This window comes from Robbsia andropogonis, assembly GCF_034047095.1.
Classification (GTDB): Bacteria; Pseudomonadota; Gammaproteobacteria; order Burkholderiales; family Burkholderiaceae; genus Robbsia; species Robbsia andropogonis.
The window spans coordinates 3,281,980-3,306,925 of sequence record NZ_CP139170.1 but is presented as its reverse complement, the minus strand read 5'-3'; the positions used below and the strand labels follow the sequence as shown (position 1 = coordinate 3,306,925).

Annotated in this window: 29 protein-coding genes; 7 read left to right on the top strand and 22 right to left on the bottom strand. The window is 60.5% G+C overall.

What is annotated here, in order from left to right:
* Positions 1 to 210: 210 nt before the first annotated feature.
* Entirely contained in the window at positions 211 to 2,025 is a 1,815-nt protein-coding gene (locus tag SJQ66_RS27875) for a M24 family metallopeptidase (protein WP_320535393.1), read from the top strand.
* A 156-nt stretch (positions 2,026 to 2,181) separates the two neighbouring features.
* Here the strand turns inward: SJQ66_RS27875 and SJQ66_RS27870 are convergent, their stop codons facing one another.
* A complete protein-coding gene (locus SJQ66_RS27870; protein WP_320534816.1) occupies positions 2,182 to 3,570 on the bottom strand; it encodes a DUF748 domain-containing protein in 1,389 nt (462 codons plus the stop codon).
* A gap of 99 nt (positions 3,571 to 3,669) precedes the next feature.
* The gene (gene ettA / locus SJQ66_RS27865; protein WP_024905964.1) at positions 3,670 to 5,337 is read right to left on the bottom strand and encodes an energy-dependent translational throttle protein EttA; all 1,668 of its coding nucleotides are present in this window, start codon (positions 5,335 to 5,337) and stop codon (positions 3,670 to 3,672) included.
* Positions 5,338 to 5,611: 274 nt separating this feature from the next.
* On the opposite strand from ettA, the gene SJQ66_RS27860 reads away from it, so the two are divergent.
* Positions 5,612 to 6,295, top strand: coding sequence for an outer membrane beta-barrel protein (locus SJQ66_RS27860; RefSeq protein ID WP_024905963.1), 684 nt, complete (start codon positions 5,612 to 5,614; stop codon positions 6,293 to 6,295).
* Positions 6,296 to 6,427: 132 nt separating this feature from the next.
* Here the strand turns inward: SJQ66_RS27860 and SJQ66_RS27855 are convergent, their stop codons facing one another.
* Positions 6,428 to 6,679 carry a hypothetical protein gene (locus tag SJQ66_RS27855; protein ID WP_036013329.1) on the bottom strand — a complete coding sequence of 84 codons (252 nt, stop codon included), beginning with the start codon at positions 6,677 to 6,679 and terminating at the stop codon, positions 6,428 to 6,430.
* A 304-nt stretch (positions 6,680 to 6,983) separates the two neighbouring features.
* Between SJQ66_RS27855 and SJQ66_RS27850 the strand changes: the two genes are divergently transcribed.
* From SJQ66_RS27850 to SJQ66_RS27840, 3 genes are all read left to right on the top strand, one after another.
* Positions 6,984 to 9,008 (top strand): glycosyltransferase family 9 protein, encoded by a 2,025-nt coding sequence (locus tag SJQ66_RS27850; protein WP_320534815.1) that lies wholly within the window; start codon positions 6,984 to 6,986, stop codon positions 9,006 to 9,008.
* A 148-nt stretch (positions 9,009 to 9,156) separates the two neighbouring features.
* Positions 9,157 to 9,723 carry a DUF2939 domain-containing protein gene (locus tag SJQ66_RS27845; protein ID WP_046153904.1) on the top strand — a complete coding sequence of 189 codons (567 nt, stop codon included), beginning with the start codon at positions 9,157 to 9,159 and terminating at the stop codon, positions 9,721 to 9,723.
* A 373-nt stretch (positions 9,724 to 10,096) separates the two neighbouring features.
* Positions 10,097 to 10,306, top strand: a complete 210-nt coding sequence (locus tag SJQ66_RS27840; RefSeq protein ID WP_320534814.1) for a hypothetical protein — start codon at positions 10,097 to 10,099, stop codon at positions 10,304 to 10,306.
* A 20-nt stretch (positions 10,307 to 10,326) separates the two neighbouring features.
* On the opposite strand, the gene SJQ66_RS27835 is transcribed toward SJQ66_RS27840, so the two are convergent.
* The 19 genes from SJQ66_RS27835 to ychF all read right to left on the bottom strand — a co-directional run bounded on the left by SJQ66_RS27835 (position 10,327) and on the right by ychF (position 22,561).
* Positions 10,327 to 10,587, bottom strand: a complete 261-nt coding sequence (locus SJQ66_RS27835) for a hypothetical protein (RefSeq protein ID WP_320534813.1) — start codon at positions 10,585 to 10,587, stop codon at positions 10,327 to 10,329.
* A 23-nt stretch (positions 10,588 to 10,610) separates the two neighbouring features.
* Positions 10,611 to 10,814 carry a hypothetical protein gene (locus SJQ66_RS27830; RefSeq protein WP_320534812.1) on the bottom strand — a complete coding sequence of 68 codons (204 nt, stop codon included), beginning with the start codon at positions 10,812 to 10,814 and terminating at the stop codon, positions 10,611 to 10,613.
* Positions 10,815 to 10,878: 64 nt separating this feature from the next.
* On the bottom strand, positions 10,879 to 11,316 hold the full coding sequence (locus SJQ66_RS27825) for a PAAR domain-containing protein (protein WP_320534811.1): 438 nt from the start codon (positions 11,314 to 11,316) through the stop codon (positions 10,879 to 10,881).
* A gap of 444 nt (positions 11,317 to 11,760) precedes the next feature.
* Positions 11,761 to 12,006 carry a helix-turn-helix domain-containing protein gene (locus tag SJQ66_RS27820; RefSeq protein ID WP_046153494.1) on the bottom strand — a complete coding sequence of 82 codons (246 nt, stop codon included), beginning with the start codon at positions 12,004 to 12,006 and terminating at the stop codon, positions 11,761 to 11,763.
* 85 nt (positions 12,007 to 12,091) lie between these two features.
* Positions 12,092 to 12,340, bottom strand: coding sequence for a hypothetical protein (locus SJQ66_RS27815; protein WP_082102896.1), 249 nt, complete (start codon positions 12,338 to 12,340; stop codon positions 12,092 to 12,094).
* 94 nt (positions 12,341 to 12,434) lie between these two features.
* Positions 12,435 to 12,590, bottom strand: a complete 156-nt coding sequence (locus SJQ66_RS27810) for a hypothetical protein (protein WP_157685836.1) — start codon at positions 12,588 to 12,590, stop codon at positions 12,435 to 12,437.
* A 450-nt stretch (positions 12,591 to 13,040) separates the two neighbouring features.
* Positions 13,041 to 13,793, bottom strand: a complete 753-nt coding sequence (locus tag SJQ66_RS27805; RefSeq protein ID WP_320534810.1) for a hypothetical protein — start codon at positions 13,791 to 13,793, stop codon at positions 13,041 to 13,043.
* Positions 13,794 to 13,981: 188 nt separating this feature from the next.
* Positions 13,982 to 14,503 carry a hypothetical protein gene (locus SJQ66_RS27800; protein ID WP_320534809.1) on the bottom strand — a complete coding sequence of 174 codons (522 nt, stop codon included), beginning with the start codon at positions 14,501 to 14,503 and terminating at the stop codon, positions 13,982 to 13,984.
* Complete coding sequence (locus SJQ66_RS27795) at positions 14,500 to 15,084, bottom strand: recombinase family protein (protein WP_320534808.1); 585 nt, start codon at positions 15,082 to 15,084, stop codon at positions 14,500 to 14,502. The genes SJQ66_RS27800 and SJQ66_RS27795 overlap by 4 nt, the downstream gene beginning before the upstream one ends.
* Before the next feature lie 386 nt (positions 15,085 to 15,470).
* Positions 15,471 to 15,905 carry a hypothetical protein gene (locus SJQ66_RS27790; RefSeq protein ID WP_320534807.1) on the bottom strand — a complete coding sequence of 145 codons (435 nt, stop codon included), beginning with the start codon at positions 15,903 to 15,905 and terminating at the stop codon, positions 15,471 to 15,473.
* A gap of 1 nt (position 15,906) precedes the next feature.
* Positions 15,907 to 17,277, bottom strand: a complete 1,371-nt coding sequence (locus SJQ66_RS27785; RefSeq protein ID WP_320534806.1) for an AAA family ATPase — start codon at positions 17,275 to 17,277, stop codon at positions 15,907 to 15,909.
* Entirely contained in the window at positions 17,274 to 17,465 is a 192-nt protein-coding gene (locus SJQ66_RS27780; protein ID WP_046153488.1) for a hypothetical protein, read from the bottom strand. The genes SJQ66_RS27785 and SJQ66_RS27780 overlap by 4 nt, the downstream gene beginning before the upstream one ends.
* Complete coding sequence (locus tag SJQ66_RS27775) at positions 17,462 to 17,815, bottom strand: hypothetical protein (RefSeq protein WP_320534805.1); 354 nt, start codon at positions 17,813 to 17,815, stop codon at positions 17,462 to 17,464. Before SJQ66_RS27775 ends, SJQ66_RS27780 begins: the two co-directional genes overlap by 4 nt.
* Complete coding sequence (locus SJQ66_RS27770; protein WP_320534804.1) at positions 17,808 to 18,302, bottom strand: hypothetical protein; 495 nt, start codon at positions 18,300 to 18,302, stop codon at positions 17,808 to 17,810. Before SJQ66_RS27770 ends, SJQ66_RS27775 begins: the two co-directional genes overlap by 8 nt.
* Before the next feature lie 251 nt (positions 18,303 to 18,553).
* Complete coding sequence (locus SJQ66_RS27765; RefSeq protein WP_046153530.1) at positions 18,554 to 18,841, bottom strand: helix-turn-helix domain-containing protein; 288 nt, start codon at positions 18,839 to 18,841, stop codon at positions 18,554 to 18,556.
* Positions 18,842 to 18,853: 12 nt separating this feature from the next.
* Positions 18,854 to 19,063: a helix-turn-helix transcriptional regulator gene (locus tag SJQ66_RS27760; protein ID WP_320534803.1), complete on the bottom strand. Its 210-nt coding sequence runs from the start codon at positions 19,061 to 19,063 to the stop codon at positions 18,854 to 18,856.
* 110 nt (positions 19,064 to 19,173) lie between these two features.
* A complete protein-coding gene (locus SJQ66_RS27755) occupies positions 19,174 to 19,983 on the bottom strand; it encodes a hypothetical protein (RefSeq protein ID WP_320534802.1) in 810 nt (269 codons plus the stop codon).
* A gap of 95 nt (positions 19,984 to 20,078) precedes the next feature.
* On the bottom strand, positions 20,079 to 21,281 hold the full coding sequence (locus SJQ66_RS27750; RefSeq protein WP_320534801.1) for a tyrosine-type recombinase/integrase: 1,203 nt from the start codon (positions 21,279 to 21,281) through the stop codon (positions 20,079 to 20,081).
* Between the two features lie 185 nt (positions 21,282 to 21,466).
* Positions 21,467 to 22,561, bottom strand: a complete 1,095-nt coding sequence (gene ychF / locus SJQ66_RS27745; RefSeq protein ID WP_024905959.1) for a redox-regulated ATPase YchF — start codon at positions 22,559 to 22,561, stop codon at positions 21,467 to 21,469.
* Between the two features lie 190 nt (positions 22,562 to 22,751).
* Between ychF and SJQ66_RS27740 the strand changes: the two genes are divergently transcribed.
* Together SJQ66_RS27740 and SJQ66_RS27735 are read left to right on the top strand one after the other, a co-directional pair.
* A complete protein-coding gene (locus SJQ66_RS27740) occupies positions 22,752 to 24,014 on the top strand; it encodes a UbiH/UbiF family hydroxylase (RefSeq protein ID WP_320534800.1) in 1,263 nt (420 codons plus the stop codon).
* A 66-nt stretch (positions 24,015 to 24,080) separates the two neighbouring features.
* A complete protein-coding gene (locus tag SJQ66_RS27735; RefSeq protein WP_407691530.1) occupies positions 24,081 to 24,854 on the top strand; it encodes a DsbC family protein in 774 nt (257 codons plus the stop codon).
* Positions 24,855 to 24,946: the final 92 nt, after the last annotated feature.

Sequence of the window (24,946 nt, the reverse complement as noted above, 5' to 3'; positions counted from 1 at the left end):
TCGTGTGAGCGGAGCGGTCGCATCACGGAAAAACGCGTCGGATCGGGCAAACGTACAAGGGGCGGCATGATGGGGAACGGGCAAGGCGCAGTCGATGCGGGAAGCGTTGTCGTAAGGCGGGCGGACGAAGCGGTGACGGCGACTGCCCAGCAGTCAGCGCTGGAACGCGTCACGCAGATTCAGGGCCGGATCGCCACTTTGCGAGCGGCGATGGCGGCAGCGGGACTGGCGGCCTATGTCGTACCGTCATCGGATCCGCACTTGTCCGAGTATCCGCCCGCGCGCTGGCTGGGCCGTGCCTGGCTCTCCGGATTCACCGGATCGGCGGGGACCCTGGTTGTCACGCCAACCCATGTCGCGGTATGGGCCGACAGCCGCTATTGGGTGCAAGCGGAAGCGCAATTGGCCGGCACCGGGATCGTGCTGGCGAAGTTGCAGGGTGGCCAGGTCGCGCCTCATATCGCCTGGCTGGCGGAGCATGTCGAGCGGGGCGGGCAGGTGGGAATCGATGCCCACGTGGTGGCGCTGGGCGCGGCACAGGCGATGACCACGCAGCTCGCGGACAAGGGTGTGACCCTGCGCACCGACGTCGACCTGCTCGATACGATCTGGCTCGGCCGTCCCGCGTTGCCCGACACGCCTATTTACGCGCATGCGTCGCCGTATGCGCCGCGCGCGCGTACGGACAAGCTTGCCGTCGTCCGCGAGGTGATGGCATCGTACGATGCACATTGGCATCTGGTATCCACACTCGACGATCTCGGCTGGTTGCTGAACTTGCGCGGCGCGGACGTCAGCTATAACCCGGTCTTTCTCGGCCATGCCCTTATCGGACGTGCAACGGGTGTCGATGGGCGAACGATAACCGGCGTGACGTTGTTTGTCGACCCGCGAAAGGTACCCGCGTCCCTGGCGGCCGAGTTGGAAGCGGACGGTATCACGCTGGCGCCGTATGACAAGGCGGAGGCCACCGTGCGCGCATTGCCCCCCGGAAGCCTGCTCCTGATCGACCCGAAACGGGCCACCCTCGGTATGGCGCAAGCGGCGCTTGATGCTGGCGCGGTGCTAGTCGAGGCGGCCAATCCGTCGACGCTGGCGAAAGCGTGCAAGATCCCGGAGGAGGCCGAGCATATTCGACGGACGATGGCGCGGGACGGTGCCGCTTTATGTGTGTTCTTCGCCTGGCTGGAGCAGGCGCTTGCGGCGCGGGCCGCCGGTGATGTGTCGCAGCCGCCGATCGACGAACTGATGATCGACGCCAGATTGCGCGCCGCTCGCGAGCAGCAGCCGGGTTACGTCTGTGAAAGTTTCGCGACCATCGCGGGATTCAACGCAAATGGTGCGATGCCGCACTATCGCGCCACGCCGGACGCGTTTTCAGTGATCGACGGCGATGGGTTGCTGTTGATCGATTCGGGGGGGCAATATCATGGCGGGACCACCGATATCACCCGGGTGGTGCCGATTGGTACGCCGTCGGAGGCTCAGAAACGGGACTATACGACGGTATTGAAGGGAATGATTTCCCTCTCGCGAGCACGGTTTCCGCATGGGATTCGCGGCCCGATGCTCGATGCCATCGCCCGCGCACCGATGTGGGCCGAGGGCATCGACTTTGGTCATGGCACCGGGCACGGCGTTGGTTATTTCCTGAACGTACACGAAGGGCCGCAGGTGATTTCGCACTATGCGAATGCCGATGCGGCCACGGCGATGTTGCCAGGGATGATCACGTCGATCGAACCGGGTGTCTATCGCGCGGGGCAGTGGGGCGTGCGAATCGAGAACCTGGTGATGAACCAGCCGGCGCCACGGACAGCGGAAGGCGACACGTTCGGACAGTTCCTGGCGTTCGAGACGTTGACGCTTTGCCCTATTGATACGCGGTGTATCCAGTCCGAGCGATTGACACCGGAGGAGCGTGCATGGCTCGATGCCTACCATGTCACTGTGCGCGAGCGGGTCGCGCCTTTGGTCGAGGGCGATGCATTGGCCTGGCTCGAGAAGCGAACGCAACCGTTGTGAGCCACGACGCGAGGCGCGGTGTTTTGCGCCTGCCGTGTCCGCATCGCCCAAGGGGGCTTTTCGCCGCATGCAATGCGAGAAGATGCTGCGACGGCGGTGCAAGGCTGTTCCGCACCACGCGCGGTGTAGGGTCGCCTGAGCGCGGCGCGCGCCGGGTTATTTGCCCAGCAACCCGCGTAGCGCGTCGCCGAGCCCCTTTGTCGTATCGCCGACGCTTCGAGCTACCCCTTCGGCATTGACGCCGAGGGCTTTCGCCAATCCCGCGATGATGCGGGTGGACAGCGTCTCATCCAGCGAAAACGACGGATCGGAGAGATTTCCGGAGAGCGTGAAATTCAGCGAGATCCGTCCCTTTTCGTCCTGCAGTGCGCTGATGACCGCCTCGCGCGGCAGCGTCTCCAACACCGATGTCGGGCCATGCCCGCGCGCGACCTGGAGTTGTGCGAGGGAAAGGGTACCGTTCGCCTGTAATTGTCGATTCTCGACCGTCGAATGCGCGCTCAGCGCGGCCCGGCCGTGCTCGAAAGCGATTGTCCCATGCGGATCGAGGTAGGGCGTCAACGTGCGGACGTCGACATTCTCGAAATGCGTGCGTATGTCGGATTGCTGCGTGGACAGCACGATCCATCCATCCATATGCACCGGACTGCTTCCGGTTGTCGCCTTCTCATTGTTCGCGGTGGTTGATGGTGATCCCGCCGCCGAGGATGACGCAGTGGCGGGCGCGCTTCCGGCGCTGCTTGGGCTGTCGGCGTCTCGGGCGTTGGCGGAAATCGTAAAGACCGTCTTGGCATCGCCGCTTGGGAACTGCATCGGGCCGATCTGCGCTTGCAGCCGATCGAAAGTCAGTCGATACGGTGCCGCATGGTCCCCTTCGCCAGCAAGCGTATCAATGCGTGCGTCTGGCGAGACGCGGCGATCGTAGAAATCCAGCGTGCCATCGCGGATCGTCACGTTATCCAGCCGGACAGGATAGCTGCGCGACGTGCCACTGCCGGTACTGCTGCCGACCGATGGCTGGGCTGTGCGTACGCTACTGGCTTTGTCCGCGACCGATGTCGTGGGAGCCATCCCGGGGGATGATGCCGGGGACGGCGCCGCCGCGCCTGCCGCTTCCGCGCCCCCGGTCGTCAACGTATTGGGTGGCGCGCCATTGACATCGTGCTTGGCGCGAAGGTTGGGAAGCAGCGTGATGCGCTTGTCGCTTCCCCGTACGATCGACAGATACGGGGTGTCGAACGTCGCGTCCCGGATCACCACCTGATGCTGCAACAGCGCCAGGGGTGCGAGCGACAGCGTGATTCGTCGCGCGCGCAATGTCTGTGGCGCGGGCCAACCGGGCGGGCCGCCGATCGTGACATCGTCGAGAATGATCTGACGTAGCGAAACATCGATATGGGCAGCATGGCCGGTGGGACCCAGCAACGCCACGACCTGCTTGCGCAGGGTATGCGTTGCCCATTGGGTCGCGACCAACGTGCCTATGGCGAGCACGGCGATGACGATGATGCCGCCGAACACGCGGCGAGCCTGGCGTGAGTGCATTCGGCGCTCCGGTTGACGCTGGCCCGAGATGGACCGGCACAGGACGAGAGGAGGGGCGATGTAAAACGGCGGACAGATCCCGCCGTTTTACCCTGGCGCTTAGCGGGTGATCGGCCGATAGCGCAGGCGTTTCGGTCGGCTGGCCTCTTCGCCAAGGCGCGCACGCCTGTCCGCTTCATACTCCTGGTAGTTGCCGTTGAAGAACGTAACCTGCGAGTCGCCTTCGAATGCCATGATGTGAGTCGCGATCCGGTCCAGGAACCAGCGATCGTGCGAAATCACCATGACGCAGCCGGCGAATTCGAGCAGCGCGTCCTCAAGCGCCCGCAGCGTTTCCACGTCCAGGTCGTTCGATGGTTCATCGAGCAGCAGCAGGTTGCCACCGGCCGACAGCGTCTTGGCCATGTGTAGCCGGCCTCGCTCACCGCCGGACAGCGTATCCACGCGTTTCTGCTGATCGCCGCCCTTGAAATTGAAGCGGCCGAGGTAGGCGCGCGCGGGCGTCTCGAATCGGCCAACGGTGATCAGGTCCGCGCCGTTGGCGATGGACTCGAATACGGTCTTATCGCCTTCCAGGTCCTCGCGGCTTTGTCCCACGTAAGCCATCTTCACCGTCGAGCCGATCTTGATGGTGCCGCTGTCCGGTGTTTCCTTGCCGGTCAGCATCCTGAATAGCGTCGACTTACCAGCGCCGTTGGGCCCGATGACCCCGACGATGGCACCCGGCGGCAATGTGAAGTTGAGGTTGTCGATCAGCAGCCGATCCCCGTAGGCCTTGCTGACATTCTCGAAGGTCACCACCTCGTTGCCGAGCCGCTCCGCGACCGGAATGAAGATTTCCTGCGTCTCGTTACGCTTTTGGTATTCCTGGCTGTTCAATTCCTCGAACCGGGCCAGACGCGCCTTCGACTTTGCCTGACGTCCCTTCGGGTTCTGGCGAACCCATTCCAACTCCTGCTTCAACGCTTTCTGACGGGCCGACTCGGTGGATTCTTCCTGCTTCAGTCGGTCCTGCTTCTGATCCAGCCAGCTGCTGTAGTTGCCCTTCCAGGGAATCCCGTGACCGCGATCCAGTTCCAGAATCCATTCGGCCGCATTGTCCAGGAAGTAGCGATCGTGGGTCACGGCGACCACGGTGCCCGGAAAGCGCAACAGGAACTGTTCCAGCCAATCGACGGATTCCGCGTCCAGGTGGTTGGTCGGCTCGTCGAGCAACAACATGTCCGGTTTCGACAGCAGCAGGCGGCACAGTGCGACACGGCGCTTTTCACCGCCGGACAGATTTCCGATCACGGCGTCCCAGGCCGGCAGGCGTAGCGCGTCAGCGGCCACTTCCAATTGCTGTTCGGGGTTTGCGCCATCCGACGCGGCGATGATCGCCTCGAAGCGTGCCTGTTCCGCGGCCAGCGCGTCGAAATCCGCGTCGGGCTCCGCATAGGCGGCGTAGATCTCTTCGAGCTTTTGCTGGGCGGTGAATACTTCGCCCAAGCCCTGCTCCACGGCTTGGCGCACGGTTTGGGTATCGTCCAGCTTGGGCTCTTGCTCCAGATAGCCGATCGTCAGATTCGGCATCGGTGTGGCCTCGCCTTCGATCTCCTTGTCGGCGCCGGCCATGATTTTCAGCAGCGTGGACTTCCCGGACCCGTTCAGCCCGAGCACGCCGATCTTGGCGCCTGGAAAGAACGACAACGAGATGTCCTTCAGGATGTGGCGCTTGGGCGGAACGATCTTGCCCACGCGGTTCATGGTGAAAACGTACTGTGCCATTTTTCAATTGAGGCGCGCGAGGTGGCGCCTGTGTTCGGAAGGGTTGACGGTGCAAAACGGGGTGCGCGAATCAGCCACGATAAACAGACCGCCGTTTGACGAAAGGCAATCGCCAAGGAAGCGACTGCCTGTGCATATCCGCATTCTACGGGATGTCGGGCGAACGACGGAGAGGCTTGAATTGCTTAGGATTTTTGCGAAGAGTCCCATAGCCCTCCCGATGAGGCATGACCGAGAATGGCCGCTTGCCATTACTCCCGAGACCCTTCCTATCATGACCTCTTCTCTTTTATCGCGAAGCACCTTGCTGATCGGATTGGCTGCAACTCTTAGTGTTCTGTGGTCCGTTTCTGCGATCGCCGAGGAACGGTCGCCGATCTATATTTTTGGTCTAGGTACCCTTGATCCGTCCAAGGTTACCGCCACGCCAGCCGCACAGCCTGGCAAGGAAGCCCAAGTCGGCGCCGCGGCGAACAGCCGTCGTGGCACGTTTGGTGGTGAACTGGGCGTGGGCTATCGATTTTCGCCCAATGTTGCTACCGAATTGAGCATCAATGCCGGACTGCCGCAGTCTGGTCGTTTTGGTGCAAATGGGGATTTCCGCACACATATGATGGGCGTGCGTGCCGGCGTACTCGGGATTGTGCCGCTGTCGTCAAATTTCGAGGTCTTCACGAAGGCCTCGATTGGATACGAATTCACGCGAACGCGTTTGAACTATGCAGGCGCGGTTGCCAATCAGCGTAAAGGACGCATCGTTCCTGCGATCGGGGTGGGTGTGACGTACTATGTAACGCCGAACTTGGCGTTCAGAGCCGAGTACGAATATCAGGTCAAGGTCGGCCGCAAGGCGCGTGCTGATGAGAACATAGCCGTTTCCTCGGGAGATGCGTCGGACGTGACGCTGCGGCGGCAAAACCTGGGCATGGTTAAAATCGGTCTGCAATATTCGTTCTGACCCAGGTCCGTTCCAGGGGGAAGAACTGCTTCCTGGTAAGTGCCCTGTTTCCCTTACCAAGCAAGCATGGGTCAAGCGCCGCCACGAATTCGTGGCGGCGTTGTTGCGTGGCACCAGCGAATCCGCGCGGCGTCAGTCGTTCGGGCCGCACTTCAAGTTACATCCGTCCGGATCGCCATAGTCGGCACGCTTGCGTGCTTCCGATGGCTTGCCGCGCTGGTACTTTGCGCTGGGTGCCGACGCCGCGAAGGGCATGTCCGGATGCTCGTTGATTTGGAATTTGTAGTCCAGGATGCCGCCTGGCACACCGGGCGAATTTTGCGCAAGGCAGGCTGGGCTTGCCAGTGCGGCGCATAACGTGGCCCCGGAAAGGGCAAGCAGCAACGGTAAGACGTGCGTGCGCCGTCGAGCGCGTTGCTTTATCGGCGAATCTGAAACGGCGGAGAGCAAGGAGCGGAACATGACAGTGCGGCTTTAAGGCGTTGGAACTCGCAATGTAACGCAAGTCGCGCCGAGCTGCTTCGTAAAGACCCCGCGCATGTGTTGCGATTGCTTACAGGGTGCAAGCGCTATCGGTAGGCAGCCAGGGTTTTCCGGGTTACGCTTCGGCTGCGGCAGCACGCCCCATGCAAGGGCGCCGCGCTGTAGCGCTTCATTTTCGGAAATTGTCACCCTCGAGATCGCAACGTTGGAACTGGAAGCTTTGAGCGTGGGCGTGCCACCTCTCCCGCACGATTGGGTGCAGCAGCGCGTGGCCATATTATTGTCGCCGGCCTTGGGCGATTCGCTGGTCACGATGATTATCGCGAATAATCTCGCCCGAGCGGGGGCGTGCGTGACCGTCTTCGGTAGCCAGACGATGGCGTTGCATGATTGGTTTGCGCACCAGACTGGTCTGACGCTGGCTCCTGCTATTGAATCCGGCAACGGCGTGACGGAACCTGCGTCCCGTGCCGCCATCCAGGCCGCGCTGGCGGTCTTCGACGTGGTGGTGCAGCTCCATCACCAAAAGCCCGTGCCGGATCTGGCCTCGGCGCATCGTTGCGCGGTGGTGCTGGAGCCGGTTTTCGACGTGCGTGGCGATGCCGCGATGGTCGATCGGATGCAGGCCGTCGCGCGGACTCTTTTCGGGTGCGTCGATGCCACGCGCGATAACGGCCTCCAGGCTCCGCGGGGCCTTCAGTCCAGGCGCCACGCGCGGCGCGTCGCGATCCACCCCATGGCCAGTACCGCGGACAAATGTTGGTTGCCGGAGCGGTTTCTCGTCTTGGCAACACGGTTGCGCGGCGCGGGTTTCGATCCCCATATGATTCTGGCATCACACGAACGCGCCGCGTGGGCACCGCGGCTGGCGCGAGCGGGCATTCCCGTCGCCGAGGTGGATTCGCTCTCGGCGCTGGCTTCCTGGATCTATGAAAGCGGCTGGTTCATCGGCAACGATTCCGGCATCGGGCATCTGGCGTCGAATCTCGGCGTGCCGACGCTCTCGCTGTTCATGCGCAAAGGCATTGCTCGGACCTGGCGTCCGTCCTGGGGGTCGGGACACGTCCTGATCGGCAGCCAGGGCATTCCCACCGGCAAGTTGAAAGAGCGTTTCTGGAAACATGCGCTGACCGTCAATCGGGTGTGGCAGGCATTTGCCGCGTTGCGTGCCCAGACGGCGGATGGGCGGGATGGGGCGTCACTTAAGCGCGTCCCGGTCAGGCCGCGATCCGAAGCGGCGGGTGTCGATGCGGTTCCGCATGGCGGCGTGGCTCGCGCCGACGCTGCTGGTTTTGACGTTGCCATGGCGAATGGCGCAACGGTTGCGGCGGGTCTCTCCCCGCAGGCCGGGGCGGTCGCCATATCGATGTCCGGCGCGATCGGCGACACATTGGTGATGATGGTGGTCGTGCGCAATTTGATGCAACACCGCATCCCGGTGACTGTCTTCGGCCGCACCGCGCATGCGTTGCGCACGTTGTTTCCTGATGTCGATATCGTCTTGCCGCCAGAGGATGAGGAGGCTTGCATCGCGGCATTACGCGACTATCCGACGGTGCTGCAGATGCACGATCATCAGCCGATTCCGCGGTTGACGGAGCACCTGCCACAAGCACGAACGTTGCGGGAGGTCGAATATTCCAAGCACGGCGCCTGCATGGCGGAGCGCTTTGCCGCGTATGCGCAGGCGACGTTCGATCTGGCGCATGCGAGCATCGACAATGGCCTGACGCCGCCGGTGAACAAGCGATATCGCTTGCACCGGATGCGCGTGGTCATCCATCCGGAAGCCACCACGGACGACAAGCGTTGGGGCAACGATCGATTCGTGCGTTTGGCGGCGTTGCTGCGCAAGAAGGGATACGAGCCGCATTTCGTTATCGCGCCGCACGAGCGCACGCGGTGGCCCGGTTTGGCGGCCAGCGGCATTCCTGCGCCGCACTTCGCGAATTTGCAGGTGCTGGCGGAATGGATCTATGAATCCGGCTGGTTTATCGGAAACGATTCAGGTATTGGGCATCTGGCGTCGAACCTGGGTATTCCGACCTTGAGCCTGTTCCGCCGCCGTGGTTCGGCGCAACGTTGGCGGCCGGCATGGGGACGGGGACAGGTGGCGCTCGGGTGGCAATGGTTGCCGGGGGCGTCGATGAAGGAACGGTATTGGCGGGAGACGCTGCACTGTCGCCGTGTGATGCGGCAGTATCTCGCCATGGTGGAAAACGACGGATAGCGGGGAGCGCGCTGTGGGAGTGAATCGGTTAACAGGATGTTTGACTCGGCAACGCGGTGCGTCGCGGCCTGCGATATGGGTTGTCGCGATCGTGGCAATCGGGTTTATCGCTAGTGTGTATGCAAGCCCGTGGTGGACGTTAAGGGCGATGCGCAATGCGGTGCAGGCGCGCGATGCGCAAACTTTTTCGTCGTATGTCGATTACGCGGCACTGCGTGAGAGCGTTCGCGCGCAGATGTTTCCGACGACCGAGGCACCGCCCAGCAGCAATGCGTTAGGCAGGCTGGGTCAAATGCTGGGACGCCAAGTGGGCGGTGCGGTGGTGAACATTGCGGTGACGCCCCAGACGGTCATGTGGGTAATGGAGAATGCACAGCCTTTGCCTGGTGTGCCATTGCCTCCCGCCGCGCCTCCGTCCGATGCGGCGGGTAGTGCCGCGGCGGGTGAGGGGGCGAGCGGTACGGCGGGAGCCGGGCCGTCATCGATGACCGGTACGCCGGGTGACGCGCATGCATCACAGCGTGACGATGTTCGCAGCGACGATAACATCGTCGATGGCAAACCGCTGCATTATGCGGTTCGCTACCGCGACATGTCGACGGTGGCCGCATCGGTCCAGCGTGGTGATGATCATCCGGTCGTTTTCGTGTTTCGTCGCGCCGGGTTGTGGTCGTGGCGACTGGCGGGATTGGAAATGGGGGCTGCGGGGCAGTGACCGTGCACGGGTTGCCGGTTCGTCTTTCATCGCACACGTCATGCATTTCCGGTGCGTGATGGAAGCGCCAGGGATAGGAATATCTGGCAAAAATTCGGGATAAAAAAAGCGACCCATTCGGTCGCTTTTTTTATCGACGTCTTTTTGAGAGCAAGTGGCTTAGACGTTAAACCGTAAATATTGGCGTGAAAGGCGCGTCAGTCAGTGATGTGTGGTTTGCGGTGGCGAAGTCATACCCGGTTTTATACCCGGTTTCGGTGGCGCTCACGCTATTTTTTCAGATTTAACATGCGTCTCGATGATCGCAATTGTGAAATGACATGGAGGCCGTATGCAGACTGGCACGGTAGTAGAAATTAGCCGGAGACGAGGGATGTTTATCGTGGAGATTGGCAACGGCAGCGGCGATTACGCCGTGTTCGAATTGCTAAGCGCCACGGAGGTCGAGGTGGGCGATAAGCTCCGTGGTGATCTAGATTCCCTGGGCGGCGAGAATCTTAGAAATCTTCGAACCGGCCAAAGTATCAGCGTGTACGGCCAGAGCGGCCCAAGTACCTTGCTTGCTTGTCGTCGCCTGATGTGATCGCACCCAGAGAATAGGGCTCAATGCACCAACCCCGCCAGATACCGCCACGTCGCCTCCAGATCCGCCGCCGCTCCATGCTCGGCAAAGTGCAGCATCCGGTCGCGATGCTCTGGCGTCCAATGCTGGCGGGTCGATACTTCCACCGCCAGCCGCGCTATATCGGTCCGTAGCGTCGCTTCTCGTTCACCGATCAAGTGCCGTAGCGCCGTAGCGTAATAGCCAGTCGGTCGCGCCAGGCTTGCGTAGGCTGCCATCAGGTCGTTTAGGTTCACTTGCATGGTGCGTCCCTCGTTTCGAGTCGCTAGGCGTCCGGGTGAGTCGTGATTTGATCGAGGGGCTTGATCGCCGGATTGGTGGCGGACAGAAACTTGATGATCCGACCACCCAAAACGCGCGCAAATTCGTCGTCGATTATTTTGCTGTCATGGTCTTCCACACTCATATCAAGCGGCATAGCGTTGCCGACTGCTTGGCGAACTTTTTGGGCATCGATTGCGTAGGACACAAACGCTTTTGTGTCGTCATCCCAAAATGAGACGACGCATTGGGGCGGGCGATTCGCTGTCATTTCAGTAGCCTCGACATGTTTGATAACGTTGAAAAGCGCGCTGGGTACACGCCGCGTATGCGCGGCTTCCCCGCATGGCTCGCTCGAATTGGCACATCTCCATGTCTACCTCATATTGGTCGTGGCACTCGGCCTCTTGTTGCTCGCTCACTCCACGGGCCGCAAGCTGCTGGGCGGGGGCTGGCGTGGCCTCGGCGCTGTCGCCAACCTTGACGGCCAATTTCTGGTGAACCGCCACCAGTTCGGGAAGCTTGGCGCATTTGCACAGGCACAGGTCACCACTTAGCGCGATCTGTCGTCCTGATATGGTCATCGGCAAGCGAGGGCCGTTCGCGATGATCTGGCCGGTTGTCTTGCAGGCTGGGCAGTAGACCGGATCTCCAATTAAAGCGGTCCCTTTACCGAAGGCCCCGTGCAATTGTTGCTCGGTGGTCAGCACCGTTCCATCCGTGGATGTCTTGTCGCCAACGTGGATGACGTATCGGGTCACCATATGTGCAGAAAGGGTTGTTGTACCGATTCGTATACTACCCGCCGCCGCATCGTGGTCAACAGGATCGCCGCTCCAGCGCCCGTTACGCGCGCACGCGCGTACTGCTCGCAAATGATGATGTGCGCCCCGTCGTCTCTATACGCCCGCCCGCGCGTTTTATGGACTCAAGAAATTGCCGATGTGCCGCAGGGTTCAGCTATGACCCCGCAGAGATTTCCTCAAATGGAGGAAAAGTCGATAGGTGCTTAGTCTCACATCCTCAAACTGAGGGTGTGAATATCCACCGTTGGTGGAAAAGTCCGCACATCTACGGCAGGTGGAGACGGCCGGCCTGGGCGCCAGACCTGGCCATCAGTACCTCCTTGCATGGGGGTGTGTTTCCACGCGCGGTCACCCGACGCCGATCAGGTGCCCCACCTGCTTACGCTCAGCCTCGCTCAACATCGCGAGCCGCCGCTGAGCATAGAACCAGTCAAACGTCAGTCGCCGAACCTCCTTGGGCGTCGATCCTCCCCGCTTGAAGCGCTCCCGCAGACTCGATTCATCGACGCCATACTCCCGCGCCAGAGAGCGCACTGATTCGCCTTGCACGGCACGCGCAAAAGCCTCGAATACCTGAATCTCGGTCATTTTCATGGGATTGAATCTGCGGGGTTATGCGGGGTCGCTAGGGCTGGCTGCCGTTTGAAGGGGGGGGGCGTTTTACTACCCCCTTGCAATCTCACTTGCGTGTACGGCCGCCTAGAGGGTAAGCCTCGTCCAGCGCCGCCATGATGCGGCGCACCTGTCGCTTAGCTTCGGCCAACTCCTTCCGGTATTGCGGATCGCCTCGACCACGCCGCATAGCGTTCAATGACGACACGGACTTTCCATTGTCGGTTGTTGGCCCTGTCGATTGCTCCCATGGTTTCCATCTTCTAATGGCTTCCGCTTGCTTTGCGCGCCGCTGCGGTGTCCAGCCGTTGGCCATATTGACTCCATTAGTTCGTTGTCTCGGCTATCAATCTAAATTCAGCTAAAGAGCGTGTTTTTCTGCGAATATCAGATAGACCAGGATCAGCGAATCATGCCGGCACTGCCTGGAGCATATAGCGGATGCTGACTGGGCTATGCAGCTGCAACAGCTGTACGATCTGCCACGCGATCGTGTGCGGCATGTAGTTCACGATAATGCGACCTTGCGGGTCGATGATCTGATACAGGGTCTGTGCGTCTGCCATGATTACCTCTGAATTTGGGGTGCCGGCCACGATGGCTGAGTAGGCCTCCTGCCGGCTGTCGGGGTTTTTTCTGCGAGCGGCACTCACCGACTAATCCGCTGATCACATCACTTCGGAAAAACACCGGCCGCGGCACCAAGGAGCTTGAGGAGTGCGCCCGCCGGTTGTCAGGGTTTTACGGACTGCGGCACTCGCTGACTAATCCGCGTACTGCTATGTCCGCCAGAAACTATCGAGCCCAGAACTTCCGGTGGATCTCGTTCAAATCTGCCGGTGCGGGCTTGCCGCTGGGGTACGGATCGGTGACGGTATTTTTGGCAATGCCAGGGTGATTTGAAGCCGCACGGTCGCTGGTTTTTGCATTGCGCGTCCGTTTAGCACCAGCGCCGTTTGCGCCCTGCGACGGTCGGACGATTAGCGCGTCGCAAGTGAATTTGCCAACCGTTTTGTTCATTTCAGGGCTCCCAGTTGCGCATTGGCATTGTTGGTGAGAGCGTCGCTGAAAGCACTCCATTTACGACCGGCGGCGGACTCATCCGTTTGCAGCGCCGCGTTCACCGCATTGGTGGCCTTCTGGGAAATCGGGACGCCGCGGTACCGAAGCGCGGAGATATGTGCCTGAACGAGAGAGGTCTCTTGCTTGAGCTCGTCGAGCCATTCCGCGAGTGTTTCCGCCTCGCTGCGCATGATGGCCTTGATAGCCGCGCCGCGCGCCGCTTCAGCCTCGCCAATTTCCTTTTTGATCGCGGTCGATTCCTTTTCCAGATGATCGACGGCGGCGCGCGCAGTGTCGCGTCGTGCCTCGGCATCCAGGATGGCGCTGCGGTTGAACTCGCTGCTACAGTCGTCGCTCACATCGCCGGACCGGAGCGCGAGGGCCAATCGTTCGCCGTCGATCGCAATTGCCTCGTCACGAGCGTCAGTCAGTGCATCCAGCTCTGATTGGCGCACGGTCAAAAGTTCGCGTGCGCGACTCAATGCGGTCTGGATCTGCTCTTCCGTGGTCGATGCGGCTTGACGCCGGTCGATCGCCAGCTTCAGCGCTTCGCGCTCGCTACCTGGCTCGATGGCGGTCAATAAGGCTGCCTCTGCCGCCTCTTTGATGGCCACTGCGGCGTGCGGCGGGAGCTCGGGAGCCGGCTCGTTATCCGGTTTGGTATGGAAGCCTGCGAACGGACCGCTCGTCACCATCGCATCGAGCATGGCATTCGCCTGGTTATACGTCAGACCCGTGTGATGTACTTTCCCCTCGCGGTCGACCACGCGCCAAGTCTGTGTGGTGTTGCCGAGTGCTGCGCCGATCATGTGTTGCCCCTATCTCGTTCGACTGCTGATTTGTCGAAGAATAGGGCGCGTTGCGCAGGTTGTCATTTGTGTAACCCAGGCGGGTTTTACAAATGACAGGGAGCGCCAGCAGCCTTACGTATGGCGTCGAGTTCGTCCTTCATTTGATAAAACCAGCCTACCAACTGTTCAGGCTCTGTGATCGTTCCATTGAATCGCTGCCACCGGCCGCAAAGCTCGTTGCGAATGGCAAAACGGTTCAGCATGTCGGCGCCCGATGCTGCGGCATCTTCAATGCTCGCCCCGGCGTCGTGCGCTTGCTTGACGATGTCGGCGCCAATGCGCTTATCCAACTTCGATCGGTTAGGGCGTCCAGGTCGCTTCAGGTGCAGCGCCTTGCGAGCGTCTACGCCATCCGTGGCAATCTGGTGCAAAGCGGCGAACAGGTATTCGCGGACGTAATCCGGGATCGGCGCGGGGTTGCGAGGGGAGATCAACATCGCAATATCGATCAGAGCATCGCGAGCCGCGTGCGTGTCTCCAGCCTGTGCGCGATTGAGGCGGTCTATCAGCGGGTCGCTGCGCAACAGTCGGTCGTATAGGTGATCGTCTACGGTTTCCTCGGTCATAGTGCCTCGCTCGCGTCCCGGACGCGTATGATGGTTTGTCGAGTGGTTCCGAAGTCACGAGCGATCTGTGACACCGTGGCACCAGCGGCGAGGCGATCAGTGACCTCGACTTTCTGAGTCATCGTCAAGGCGCCAGGGCGGCCCATTTTCTTTCCCTGCGCCTTCGCACGCGCTAGGCCGGCCTGAGTGCGCTCGATAAGCAAATCACGTTCGAACTCAGCGACCGCGCATAAAACCTGCATCGTCATTTTGCCGGCGGCGCTGGTCAGGTCGACGCCGCCGAGTGCCAGGCAGTGAACGCGCACGCCCATACTTGCAAGGCGTTCGATGGTCGCCCGAACGTCGAGAGCGTTGCGCCCGAGGCGGTCCAGCTTGGTCACGATCAGAACATCGCCCGATTCGAGCCGGTCGAGCAGCTTGGCGAAACCCGCGCGCTCTGCTGCAGCGATGGAGCCGCTAATGCTCTCTGTGACGATGCGACGCTTATCGACGGAGAACCCAGCGGCCTCTATCTCATGCAGCTGATTGTCGGTGGTCTGGTCCGCGGTGCTGACGCGGGCATAGATGAAGGTGCGGGACATGTCAGATACCTAACAAGGTGTACGAAAGTGGTGTACGAATATTTAAACATGTCCGTAACTGCTTTGCACTAATTTTCGTACACCTGTTTCCAGGTATGTCCTAAACCGGTCGTTTTCGTACAATAGGAGACCCAAACCTGCACGGAGCATAAAAATGATCGAGCCATACGCGATGGATAGCGAAGAGGAAATAACGGGGTATCTAAACGACTTGGTAAAAGGCGGCCGTATTCAAGAGGCCCCGGAACATCTCTCCCGTGTTGCTCCGGCATGGAAAGAGCGCTTTGTTCAAAGGGCGCGAGAATTGGGCTTAGACGCTTAATTCAGACACGATGGGGGGAGTCTGCTAGAAATTTAGCACCCCGTCGCCGGGGGCTGGCGTTCGACTATCGCTGCCGTCGGCGCGGTTCGCAAGCCTCACCTCGACTCCGCGCCTGCACCACGTGCTCGCGAAAGTAGTGGAGATTCGGCATAAGATCGGACACCGGACCGTTGACGGCGTGGTGCATCACGTCGTCCAGATCGCCCGGGCTCCACCACTCCAGATCCGCGATTTCCTCGATCAAATCAATCAATTCCGCGCGCCGATCGTGGAACTCCTGCAACGTCATCGGTGCACACCACGGCATAAACCTCGCGCCACTCTCAGGGTCTACCGGGTGTCGCAGCAGGTCAATGATCGCCTCTTTGTCCGCGCGCAACTGAGCCAGAAAATAAGCTGGCACGTTCTTCGGCGAAACGTAGAGGCGGCTTCCAGTTTCGTCCAAGGTGACGCGGAAACCGTCTCCATAGAGTCTGTCCAATGTGTCGAGAGCTGCCACTTCACACCTCACGTTTGTCGTCAGAGTGGTGGTTTTCGTCTCCATCTCCGCCAACACCGCCACTCTCCTGGAGTTGGCGGTGTTGGCGGTCTTGGCGGTCTTCCCTAGAATTGGCGGTCTTCGGTGTTTTTCCGTCTTCTGCTATTTCTGTAAGTCCTTGATTTTCTTGAACACCGCCAAGACCGCCAAGACCGCCACTTCCATGGGAGTGACGGTCTTGGTTTTCCCGGTGGCGGTCTTGCCCCGGCGGGTGCCACTTCCATCCTCCATGGCTCTCTTTTTTGGCTTGGATGTCGAACAACCGCTTTGCCCGTTCGATCGTCCGCCAGGCATAACCCGCGCCGGTGGCATTAGAGCGGACGTCCTTGCTGCTCATGGGGCCGTCAGCAAGCAATCCAAGCAGAAACTCGCCAGCCTCATCAAGCTCGCTTTTCGCGTCGTCGTCCGTTTCCTCAACGTCCCCCAGAATGTCTCGAGCGCTACCTTCGATCAGTGCACCCCAGACGACGCGGCTCGCCTCGATGCCGCTGGCGTCTACCTGTTCCAATGTGTACGCAATGCCGCCATCGTCGGGGGCGATATTGCTCTTCGCGCGAGCCAGGATGCGCCGCTCCGCCGCCTCGTCCTTGGCGGCCACCAGCACCATTCGAGCGAGCGCCACGAACGCCTGAGACCCGATCACGCGCTCCGCCGGGCTGGTGCCCTTGCCGCCCTTTGCGAAATGGCTGATGCCGAGCACTGCGCACCGGTAGGCACCCGCCATGTCGACTAGGGCCTGCAGATCCCGGCGCACGTCGTTGACGCGGTGCGCATCGCCGGCGACCGCCGAGACGATAGGGTCGAGGATCAGGAGCGTGGCTCCGCCCATCTGCGCCAGGCGCTCGCCGAGCAGGCCGATATCCCGCGCCGGATCGAAGGGCAAAATCTCGCCTTCCGGTCCGGCGACGTTGCTGATGAAGTGAATGCGCTTCAGATCAGCGCCGGCGGCGATCAGCCGCGGCACCAGCGTGTCGGCGGGGTTGTCCTCACTCGACCACATCAGCACCGTACCGGCACCGGTGTTCGGAGCGCCGTCCGGCCATACATTGCCCTTAGATACCATCGCAGCCAGAGACAGCGCGATGGTGGTCTTGCCGGTGCCCGGAGACCCCGCCAATAGCGTCAGCTTCCCCGCTGGCAGCCAGTAGCGCCAGAGCCACGATATCGCCTCTGGAACGACGTCTGAGGCGCACGTCAGCAGCACGCGAGAGGTTTGCGTAACCGGTGCGGTCGGCTTTATCGCAGCCAGGGCTTTGCGGACGACTTTCTGCCGCTCGTTCACGTCAGCAATCGCGTCGAGGTCAATGTCCTTCAAGTAGTCGGTATCGCTCATAGCGCTCCATTGCGTGCTTGCTCGTTCAGCCACGCACGCGCGCCGCAAACGACATGTTCAGTTACCCATTCGCGGTGCCGTGTCCATGCGGCCGGGCCCATGGCCCGTTCGCACCGTTGCAGCTCCCGCTCGATCATCCGATTGACGCGCGCCTTGAGGTCGGTGGCTTTGAGATTTGGGATCGTCATTTCTGCACCTTGACACCGTGCCTATCGACCCACTTTGCCAAGCTCTCTACGTCTGATGTCATAGATCGACATGCGTACTCAGCGACGTTCATAAGTGCCGACATAGTGAAACGGCTGACGGGAGGTTCCATCGGATCGCCCGAGTCACGCTCCCCGTACGCGTCTTCGCGAACAGCGTTCGCCTGATACATAGCGAGAATTTCTCCGACCCCCGACGAGACAAGCGCCATCTTATGCAGCTGCCGCAGCAGCGGCTCTGCGTTGGAAAGATTGCCGCACTCAGCCGCTTCGATGGCCGCTTTGGAGAAGTAAGACCAGTCTTCGTTTAGGAAATTTTTCTGGTTATCCATGACGCACCTCCGAACGGGAGACGCCGCAAAACGCAATTTCGCGTTCTGCTGACGAATCAGCAGCTTGCAGCCGTGCAATGCGCATCAAGGCGTCCCCGGCCACGTCGAGGAGTTCGTGGTCAGTGCGGGCTAGAGCGGCATCGCGGATTGCTTTGATGCAGATTGACCGGATATCGCTTGTCTCAAAAATCGAGAACGAGCGGCGCGGGATACGCTCATGTCCGAGATCGTCAGCGACGCTGGGCTTGTCGTGCCAGCGGACGGACACCGACTTGTCGCTATAGACGCGCGTGACGGTGCCAATGCGGCCGGCTTGGTGCGTGCTGATGACATCGCCAATGGATGGCGTGCCGTGGATATCAGCGGTAGCCGTCGAGTCGGCCAGAAAGCGCGAGACGCCTTGAGCGTTCGCTACCTCGGGCAGACTGGGATACGAGAACTTTTTGGATTGCGTTTGCTCAGAACGAGCGAGGTCTTTGCCATGCATGGCTTTGCTCCTGTACGTGAGACGTAACCTGCTTTTGAGACAGGCGGGCGGGAGCTCAAAACCGCGTACAGGCGGCGGGCATATTCCCCTTACGGGTCTTTTATTAGCCGCACTCCCGCCCATTGGAGCAAAACCAATAGACGAAATTATAGCCACGGACTGTCGGGGTGGCTTGACCGCTGTACGAGGTGTTTTGAGCACCGTGAAATCAGAATAGACCACTGGGTTTACGGTCGTCAAGCGGATTTCACTCATGCGCCCCTCCACTTGCCGGGATGCAACGCATACACGCCGACGCTATGCAGGTTGCCGGCCTCCGTCTCGCGCAAGAGCCGATGCGTCAGGATGTTCATTCCCTGGCCATGCCGTAGCTCGTGGATACGGGCGGCTGGCATTAGCACGTCGAGGTGGCGGCGAGCTTCGAGCGTGGTGATAGGGCCTAGCTTTTGAAGGGCGGTAACAAGGCGGGCGCGTTGCGCGACGCTTTCGTTACCAGGGATGGCCTTCATGATTGCAGCCAGTTGGGCATCGCGGTTCATGATCATCCTCCATTAGGCCGCTTGGCGCTCAGCTGCGCGCTTTTCGAGCCACGCGGATAGCTCGTCTTCCATAAACAGCGTCACGCGCGGCGACACCTTCACAGGGCGAGGGAAATCGGGGAGGGTCCGGGCGTAGCGCCAGAAGGTGGACAGTCCGATGCCAAGGTATTCGGCACCCTTGGACGGGCGCATGGCGCGCCCTTGTTGCATCTCTGCTGACATGACGTTTCCTCTTGGAAGTCTCGCAAGACGTTTATTCGTCTCGGTGTCAGCAGGTTATTTTTTTGCCCGTCAGATATTCCTAATTTGGATCTCGGACATCCTAATTAGGATCATTTAGCCTGGTTGTCGATGATCGCAGCATTGACCAGTTTGAGCTTCGTTGCCACGGTCTCTTGTTTCAACTGAAAACCGATCTGCTCGCCAAGCGCAATGATTTTGTTGGCTGCCGTATACGGCTCTACCGTGACATCAATCTTCGCGCCTTTCGCCAGTGCAGCAATGATGAGGAGGTAGTTATTTCGTTCGCGGGTTGAAAGTGGCTTCTCATATGTTGTCGAGGGAGTGGCAACGGGCTCTTCAATAGGCGTCGGAATCTTTGCCCGCAATGCCTCTGGAATATCCCAATTTATTGACGCAGCCCACTCAGCGAACTGGCTTGTATCGACTTCACATTCTTGGGGATTTCCCATGACGATCGACTTCAGCTTGATCGCATGATCGAGGTTTCTCTCGGCGATGAGCATACGGTCGTCAAAGTCTGGGCCCTCCGCGTAGACTACCTTTGAGGCCATCCAGCCGTCTTTTTCCCGCGTGATCACTGACGGCTCAATGTCGAGGGAAAGGGCGACCGCCTCCCATAGTTTGACCCTCGGAATGTGTGACCACTTGGACCATTTGGGCCGGCGCTTCTCGGATGTCTCCAGCAGAAAATGGTCGATATCGTAGTTCAATATCGTTTTCACATGATCTGGAGTGTTGCGCTCGTAGTGCTGAAGCTGCCGTATAGCTTCCGATTCCACCGCCCCCGACGCCCTTGCCCTGTCTATCTTTCGCTGCCGCTGCCTCCAAACTTCGGCCGCTTTCGAGTTGAAAAAATCGTCGCGGATTTCTTGTCCGACCTGTTTTTCTAGTTTGTCCATATGTGCCCCTCGCACATCCCCTAGGAATAGGTGCTGCGCCAGGCGGGTAGGGTGCCCGCTTTTCGATTGGCCGATCTAGGCGCAGCGTGAGACGGTTATGCGGTCTTGCGGAAGTTACCCGGGATCACCTTGCCGCCGGCCTGCAGAGCGTCGAGCAGGTCTGCCCAGGACTGCATCATGCCGCGGCGTTCATCCAAGTGTGTTGCCTGATTATAGGTCCGTCGCACCCTGTTAGGCTCCGCGTGCGCCAACTGACGCTCAATCCAGTCGGCCGGATAGCCCAGCTCGTTCAAGCGCGTGCTGCCAGTCGTCCGGGTCGCGTGCGGGCTGTACTTCGTCGACCAGCCTAGCGCCTTAATGGCGGTGCGCTGCGATGCGGTCGTCATGGGCTTATCGCGGTCGTCCCGATGGGGGAATACGAACTTCGACCGACGCGTCACGCCTTGGATGGATCTCAGGATATCGACGGCTTGGGTCGGCAGCGGGATGACATGTATCTCGCGCTTTTTCATCCGGGCCGCCGGAATGGTCCAGGTGGCGGTATCCAGGTCGAACTCCGACCATTCGGCCTCGATCGCCTCGGACGGCCGGCAGAGCGTCGTCCACATCAGCCGGAAGGCGGCCACGGTCTGGAAGCTGTTCTCCATGGTCTGGAGGTCCCGCAGAAACGCGCCGATTTCTTCGGCTGTCAGCGGTCGCTTGTGCTGCGTCTTGTTCGGGGGGAGGGCCTTGCGGACCGGGTACACCGGATCGGCTTCCGCGCGCAGAGTCGAGACAGCCAGCTCGAACACCCCGGACATCGACCGACGCGCCTCTGCTGCGACCGTGGGCGCTTTCTTGGCGGTTTTCTGGAGGATGGCCAGGACGTGGGCGGACGTGACGGACGATATGCCCAGCTTGCCGATCGCAGGGAATACGATGCGTTCCAGCATGTCTAGGCGTCGGGCCTTTGTCTCGGCCGTCCAATCCTTCAGGCCAAGCCACTCTTTGGCGACTTCCTCGAACGTGACAGCGTGCGCTTGCTGGCGCTTGATCCGCTCGAGCTGCCGGGCTCGCACGGGGCTATGGCCCTCTTTCACTTGATCGCGTGCGGCCTGGCGCGCCACTCGGGCATCCGACAGGCTGATGGCCGGATAGTCCCCGATTGCAAAGACGCTCTCCTTGCCGGCCACCTCGAAACGGTACCGCCAAGCTTTGGTGCCGTTCGGTTTGATTTCCAGGTACAGACCCTTGCCGTCCGTCAGCTTATAGGCTCGGTCTTTCGGCTTGGCATTGCGGCATTGGACGTCGGTCAGCATGGCTCTCGTTCCCGTATACCCGGTTTTTCACCGTACCCGGTTTTCGTATACCCGGTTTCGTACCCGGAAAAACCGGGTATGCCCGATCGTCTCGATGGATCATCAGAGACAAAAAAACCCGCTCGAAGGCGGGTTTATCGGGCTTGTAGAGATTCTACAAGACTTCCTGAGATCAATGGGTTCGTTTAGACGTTAAACAGGAAGTTCAGCACGTCGCCGTCCTTGACGACATATTCCTTGCCTTCGGCGCGCATCTTGCCTGCTTCCTTCGCGCCTTGTTCGCCCTTGTAATGAATGTAGTCGTCAAAGCCGATGGTTTGGGCGCGGATGAAACCACGCTCGAAGTCCGTGTGGATGACACCGGCCGCTTGCGGCGCGGTTGCACCGACGCGGATCGTCCATGCCCGTACTTCTTTCACGCCGGCCGTGAAATACGTCTGCAGCCCCAACAGACTGTATGCGGCGCGGATCACGCGGTTCAGGCCCGGCTCTTCCATCCCCATATCGGCGAGGAACACCGTTGCATCCTCTTCGGGCATATCCGCGATTTCTGCTTCCACGGCGGCGCAGACGGATACGACCGGTGCCTTTTCCGCGGCCGCATAGGCCTTTACCGCGTCCAGCAGCGGATTATTCTCGAAACCGTCGTCCTTGACGTTGGCCACGTACATCACCGGTTTCGACGTGATCAAGCAGAACGGTTTCAGCAACCCAATCTCATCATCCGACAGATCCAATGCGCGCACCGGCTTGGCCTCATTCAACTGCGCTTGCGCCTTTTCCATCACGGCGACAAGCTTTCCTGCTTCCTTGTCGTTGCCGGATTTTGCGGCCTTGGAATACCGTGTTAGGGCCTTTTCCACCGTGGCCATATCGGACAGCGCGAGTTCGGTATTGATCACTTCGATATCGGCGATCGGATCGACGCGACCGGCCACGTGGATCACGTTTTCATCCTGGAAGCATCGTACGACGTGCGTGATTGCATCGGTTTCGCGAATGTTCGCGAGGAATTTGTTGCCCAGGCCTTCTCCGGTCGATGCGCCGGCCACCAGCCCCGCGATGTCGACGAACTCGACCACGGCCGGGACGATACGCTCCGGCGATACGATGGCGCTCAAGGCCGCCAGGCGTGGGTCGGGCACTTCGACGATGCCGACATTCGGTTCGATCGTGCAGAACGGATAGTTTTCCGCCGCGATGCCGGCTTTCGTCAGCGCGTTGAACAGGGTGGACTTGCCGACGTTCGGCAAGCCGACGATGCCGCATTGGAGGCTCATGGAGGACCTTCGGTAATCTGGGATGTGGCCGCACGGCATACGCTGCGTGCGCAAACCGCGATTGTACCCCGAGCGGCAGCTGTTTCCGCTGCGACGGGATTCTGAGATTCGACTTTACAACCATTGCTTGCGCAATTTTAAGTTGCGCAAGCATACCGGCCGTGTAAACGCCCAACGGTATAATGCATCGATGTCCCCTCGCCCCCCACCGCATCCGATGCCAGCCCAAAAGCCTCTTCATGGCGCGCCGCACAGCCCCCTCCACACGTCTCGAAAAGCGGCATTGCCGCAGCATGCGATCGTCGTTGGCGGTGGTCTTGTGGGTAAAGCCGCTGCGCTTGCGCTGAGCCAGTCTGGATTGCGTGTTGCGCTGCTTGCGCCGCAAGCGGCGCCCCTGCCGGCGGACCAGCCATTCGACCAGCGTGTCTATGCCTTGTCCGCCAGTTCGCAGGCACTGTTCGAAAGATTGCGTGTCTGGCAGGCGTTGGACCCCGAGCGACTTGGACCGGTATCCGATATGCGCGTGCTGGGCGATGGCACCGGTGCATTGCATTTTTCCGCATTCCAGGCAGCCGTGCCGCAACTGGCCCATATTGTTGAATCGTTGCAGGTGGAAAACGCACTGGATGCCGCTTTGCGCTTCCAGCCGCAACTGACCTGGCTGAACGCACGCGCGCAGGGCTTGCAAATCGATCCGGTCAGGTCCGATAAACCGGCGTTGTTGACGTTGGACGACGGTCGAACGCTGGAAGCGGAATTGATCGTCGGGGCTGACGGCGCCCATTCATGGGTGCGGGCGCAGATTGGTGCGAGCGTCGAGCGTCGGGATTATGCGCAGACCGGAGTGGTAGCCAATTTCCGGATTTCACTGCCCCATGCGGAAACCGCTTGGCAATGGTTCCGGGACGGCGAGATTATTGCGTTGTTGCCGATGGCGGGCCCGTATGTCTCGCTGGTCTGGTCTGCCGAGACTGATCATGCGCAACGCCTGGTGGCGCAGGGCGGGGACGTGCTGGCTGCGGAACTGGAGCGGCTGGCCGGCGCGACCCACGGAACGTTTGAATGTGTGACCTCGCCAGTAGGTTTCCCACTGGCATTGCAACGGGTGGACAAGCTAATCGCGCCACGTGTCGCCCTGGTGGGCGATGCCGCGCATCTGATACATCCGCTGGCGGGACAGGGCGTGAATCTGGGCTTGCGTGATGTCGCCGCGCTGACCGACGTGCTGCGGGAGAAGGAAACGTTCCGGGACCTGGGCGATCGTGTGTTGTTGCGACGTTACGAGCGTGCGCGCCGGGAAGACATCGCATCGCTGACACTTGCCACCGATGGCTTGCACCGGTTGTTCGCGTTACCCGGAACGGTGGCGCAAGGATTACGGAACGTGGGCATGTCGCTCGTATCGGCACAGCCGTTTGTCAAGCGCTGGCTCGTCGAGCACGCGTTGGGTTGAAGTAGGAAGGGGGCGGGGTGCCATGGCGCCGCGTCGAATCAAATCTATCGTAGAGGAAGGTGCGCGATGACTGTTTTCAATCCAGGCCGCTTGGCCGCCCGTCGCGTGGGGGCTGCGCTGGTCCTGGCCTTGGCGACGACCATGTCGCTGGGCGCGCATGCCGAAACCGACGCCAAAGTCGAGGCGCTGAAAAAGACGCTCCAAGAGCGCCTTGGTAGCAAGGCCGAGATCAGCGAGATCCGCAAGTCACCCATCGCAGGTCTGTATGAAGTCGATGTGAATAAGCAGGTGTATTACGCCGACCCCACTGGCCAATATCTGATGCTAGGCGAGATCCGCGATACGACTACCGGGGCGAACCTGACCCAGGAGCGGACGGATCAGATCAATCGAATCGATTTCGCATCGCTGCCATTGCAAGATGCGGTGAAGGTGGTGCATGGCAACGGCGCGCGCAAAATCGCGGTGTTCTCGGATCCACATTGTCCGTATTGTCATAAGCTGGAAGAAACGCTGCAGAAGGTCGACAATGTGACGGTCTACACGTTCCTGTTCCCGATCCTGTCACCGGATTCAGTCGCAAAATCCAAGGCGATCTGGTGTGCGAAGGACCGGGGAGCCGCGTGGGAAAACTGGATGCTGCGTAAGCAGGTGCCGGGCAATGACGGAAGTTGCAATGTTGCGGTGCTGCAGCGGAACCTTGCGATGGGTCAGTCGATGAATGTCACGGGTACGCCCACGGTATTCCTGGTCGATGGCAATCGCCTGCCTGGTGCGGTCGACAGCGACAGTCTCGAGAAAGCGTTGAAGGCTGCCCAAGCCAGTAACAAAAACAGCTGACGCCATGCGCGCGTCGGGCTGAACCTCCGCGAAAGGGGGGAAATGTCCGCGCTGCGGCGTTACAAACAACGCCCGCGGTTTCTGAAACGCCG

Bases quoted from the DNA above. Each gene is read 5' to 3' on its own strand.
- SJQ66_RS27815 (WP_082102896.1), bottom strand. From the start codon at position 12,340: ATGGCCAACGGCTGGACACCGCAGCGGCGCGCAAAGCAAGCGGAAGCC.
- SJQ66_RS27740 (WP_320534800.1), top strand. From the start codon at position 22,752: ATGTCCCCTCGCCCCCCACCGCATCCGATGCCAGCCCAAAAGCCTCTT.
- SJQ66_RS27835 (WP_320534813.1), bottom strand. From the start codon at position 10,587: ATGCAAGTGAACCTAAACGACCTGATGGCAGCCTACGCAAGCCTGGCG.
- ettA (WP_024905964.1), bottom strand. From the start codon at position 5,337: ATGGCACAGTACGTTTTCACCATGAACCGCGTGGGCAAGATCGTTCCG.
- SJQ66_RS27750 (WP_320534801.1), bottom strand. From the start codon at position 21,281: ATGCTGACCGACGTCCAATGCCGCAATGCCAAGCCGAAAGACCGAGCC.
- SJQ66_RS27810 (WP_157685836.1), bottom strand. From the start codon at position 12,590: ATGGCAGACGCACAGACCCTGTATCAGATCATCGACCCGCAAGGTCGC.
- SJQ66_RS27860 (WP_024905963.1), top strand. From the start codon at position 5,612: ATGACCTCTTCTCTTTTATCGCGAAGCACCTTGCTGATCGGATTGGCT.
- SJQ66_RS27820 (WP_046153494.1), bottom strand. From the start codon at position 12,006: ATGAAAATGACCGAGATTCAGGTATTCGAGGCTTTTGCGCGTGCCGTG.
- SJQ66_RS27785 (WP_320534806.1), bottom strand. From the start codon at position 17,277: ATGAGCGATACCGACTACTTGAAGGACATTGACCTCGACGCGATTGCT.
- SJQ66_RS27755 (WP_320534802.1), bottom strand. From the start codon at position 19,983: ATGGACAAACTAGAAAAACAGGTCGGACAAGAAATCCGCGACGATTTT.
- SJQ66_RS27735 (WP_407691530.1), top strand. From the start codon at position 24,081: ATGACTGTTTTCAATCCAGGCCGCTTGGCCGCCCGTCGCGTGGGGGCT.
- SJQ66_RS27845 (WP_046153904.1), top strand. From the start codon at position 9,157: ATGCGCAATGCGGTGCAGGCGCGCGATGCGCAAACTTTTTCGTCGTAT.
- SJQ66_RS27795 (WP_320534808.1), bottom strand. From the start codon at position 15,084: ATGTCCCGCACCTTCATCTATGCCCGCGTCAGCACCGCGGACCAGACC.
- SJQ66_RS27800 (WP_320534809.1), bottom strand. From the start codon at position 14,503: ATGACCGAGGAAACCGTAGACGATCACCTATACGACCGACTGTTGCGC.
- SJQ66_RS27870 (WP_320534816.1), bottom strand. From the start codon at position 3,570: ATGCACTCACGCCAGGCTCGCCGCGTGTTCGGCGGCATCATCGTCATC.
- SJQ66_RS27760 (WP_320534803.1), bottom strand. From the start codon at position 19,063: ATGTCAGCAGAGATGCAACAAGGGCGCGCCATGCGCCCGTCCAAGGGT.
- SJQ66_RS27775 (WP_320534805.1), bottom strand. From the start codon at position 17,815: ATGGATAACCAGAAAAATTTCCTAAACGAAGACTGGTCTTACTTCTCC.
- SJQ66_RS27840 (WP_320534814.1), top strand. From the start codon at position 10,097: ATGTTTATCGTGGAGATTGGCAACGGCAGCGGCGATTACGCCGTGTTC.
- ychF (WP_024905959.1), bottom strand. From the start codon at position 22,561: ATGAGCCTCCAATGCGGCATCGTCGGCTTGCCGAACGTCGGCAAGTCC.
- SJQ66_RS27805 (WP_320534810.1), bottom strand. From the start codon at position 13,793: ATGCTCGATGCGATGGTGACGAGCGGTCCGTTCGCAGGCTTCCATACC.
- SJQ66_RS27875 (WP_320535393.1), top strand. From the start codon at position 211: ATGGCGGCAGCGGGACTGGCGGCCTATGTCGTACCGTCATCGGATCCG.
- SJQ66_RS27765 (WP_046153530.1), bottom strand. From the start codon at position 18,841: ATGAACCGCGATGCCCAACTGGCTGCAATCATGAAGGCCATCCCTGGT.
- SJQ66_RS27770 (WP_320534804.1), bottom strand. From the start codon at position 18,302: ATGCATGGCAAAGACCTCGCTCGTTCTGAGCAAACGCAATCCAAAAAG.
- SJQ66_RS27780 (WP_046153488.1), bottom strand. From the start codon at position 17,465: ATGACGATCCCAAATCTCAAAGCCACCGACCTCAAGGCGCGCGTCAAT.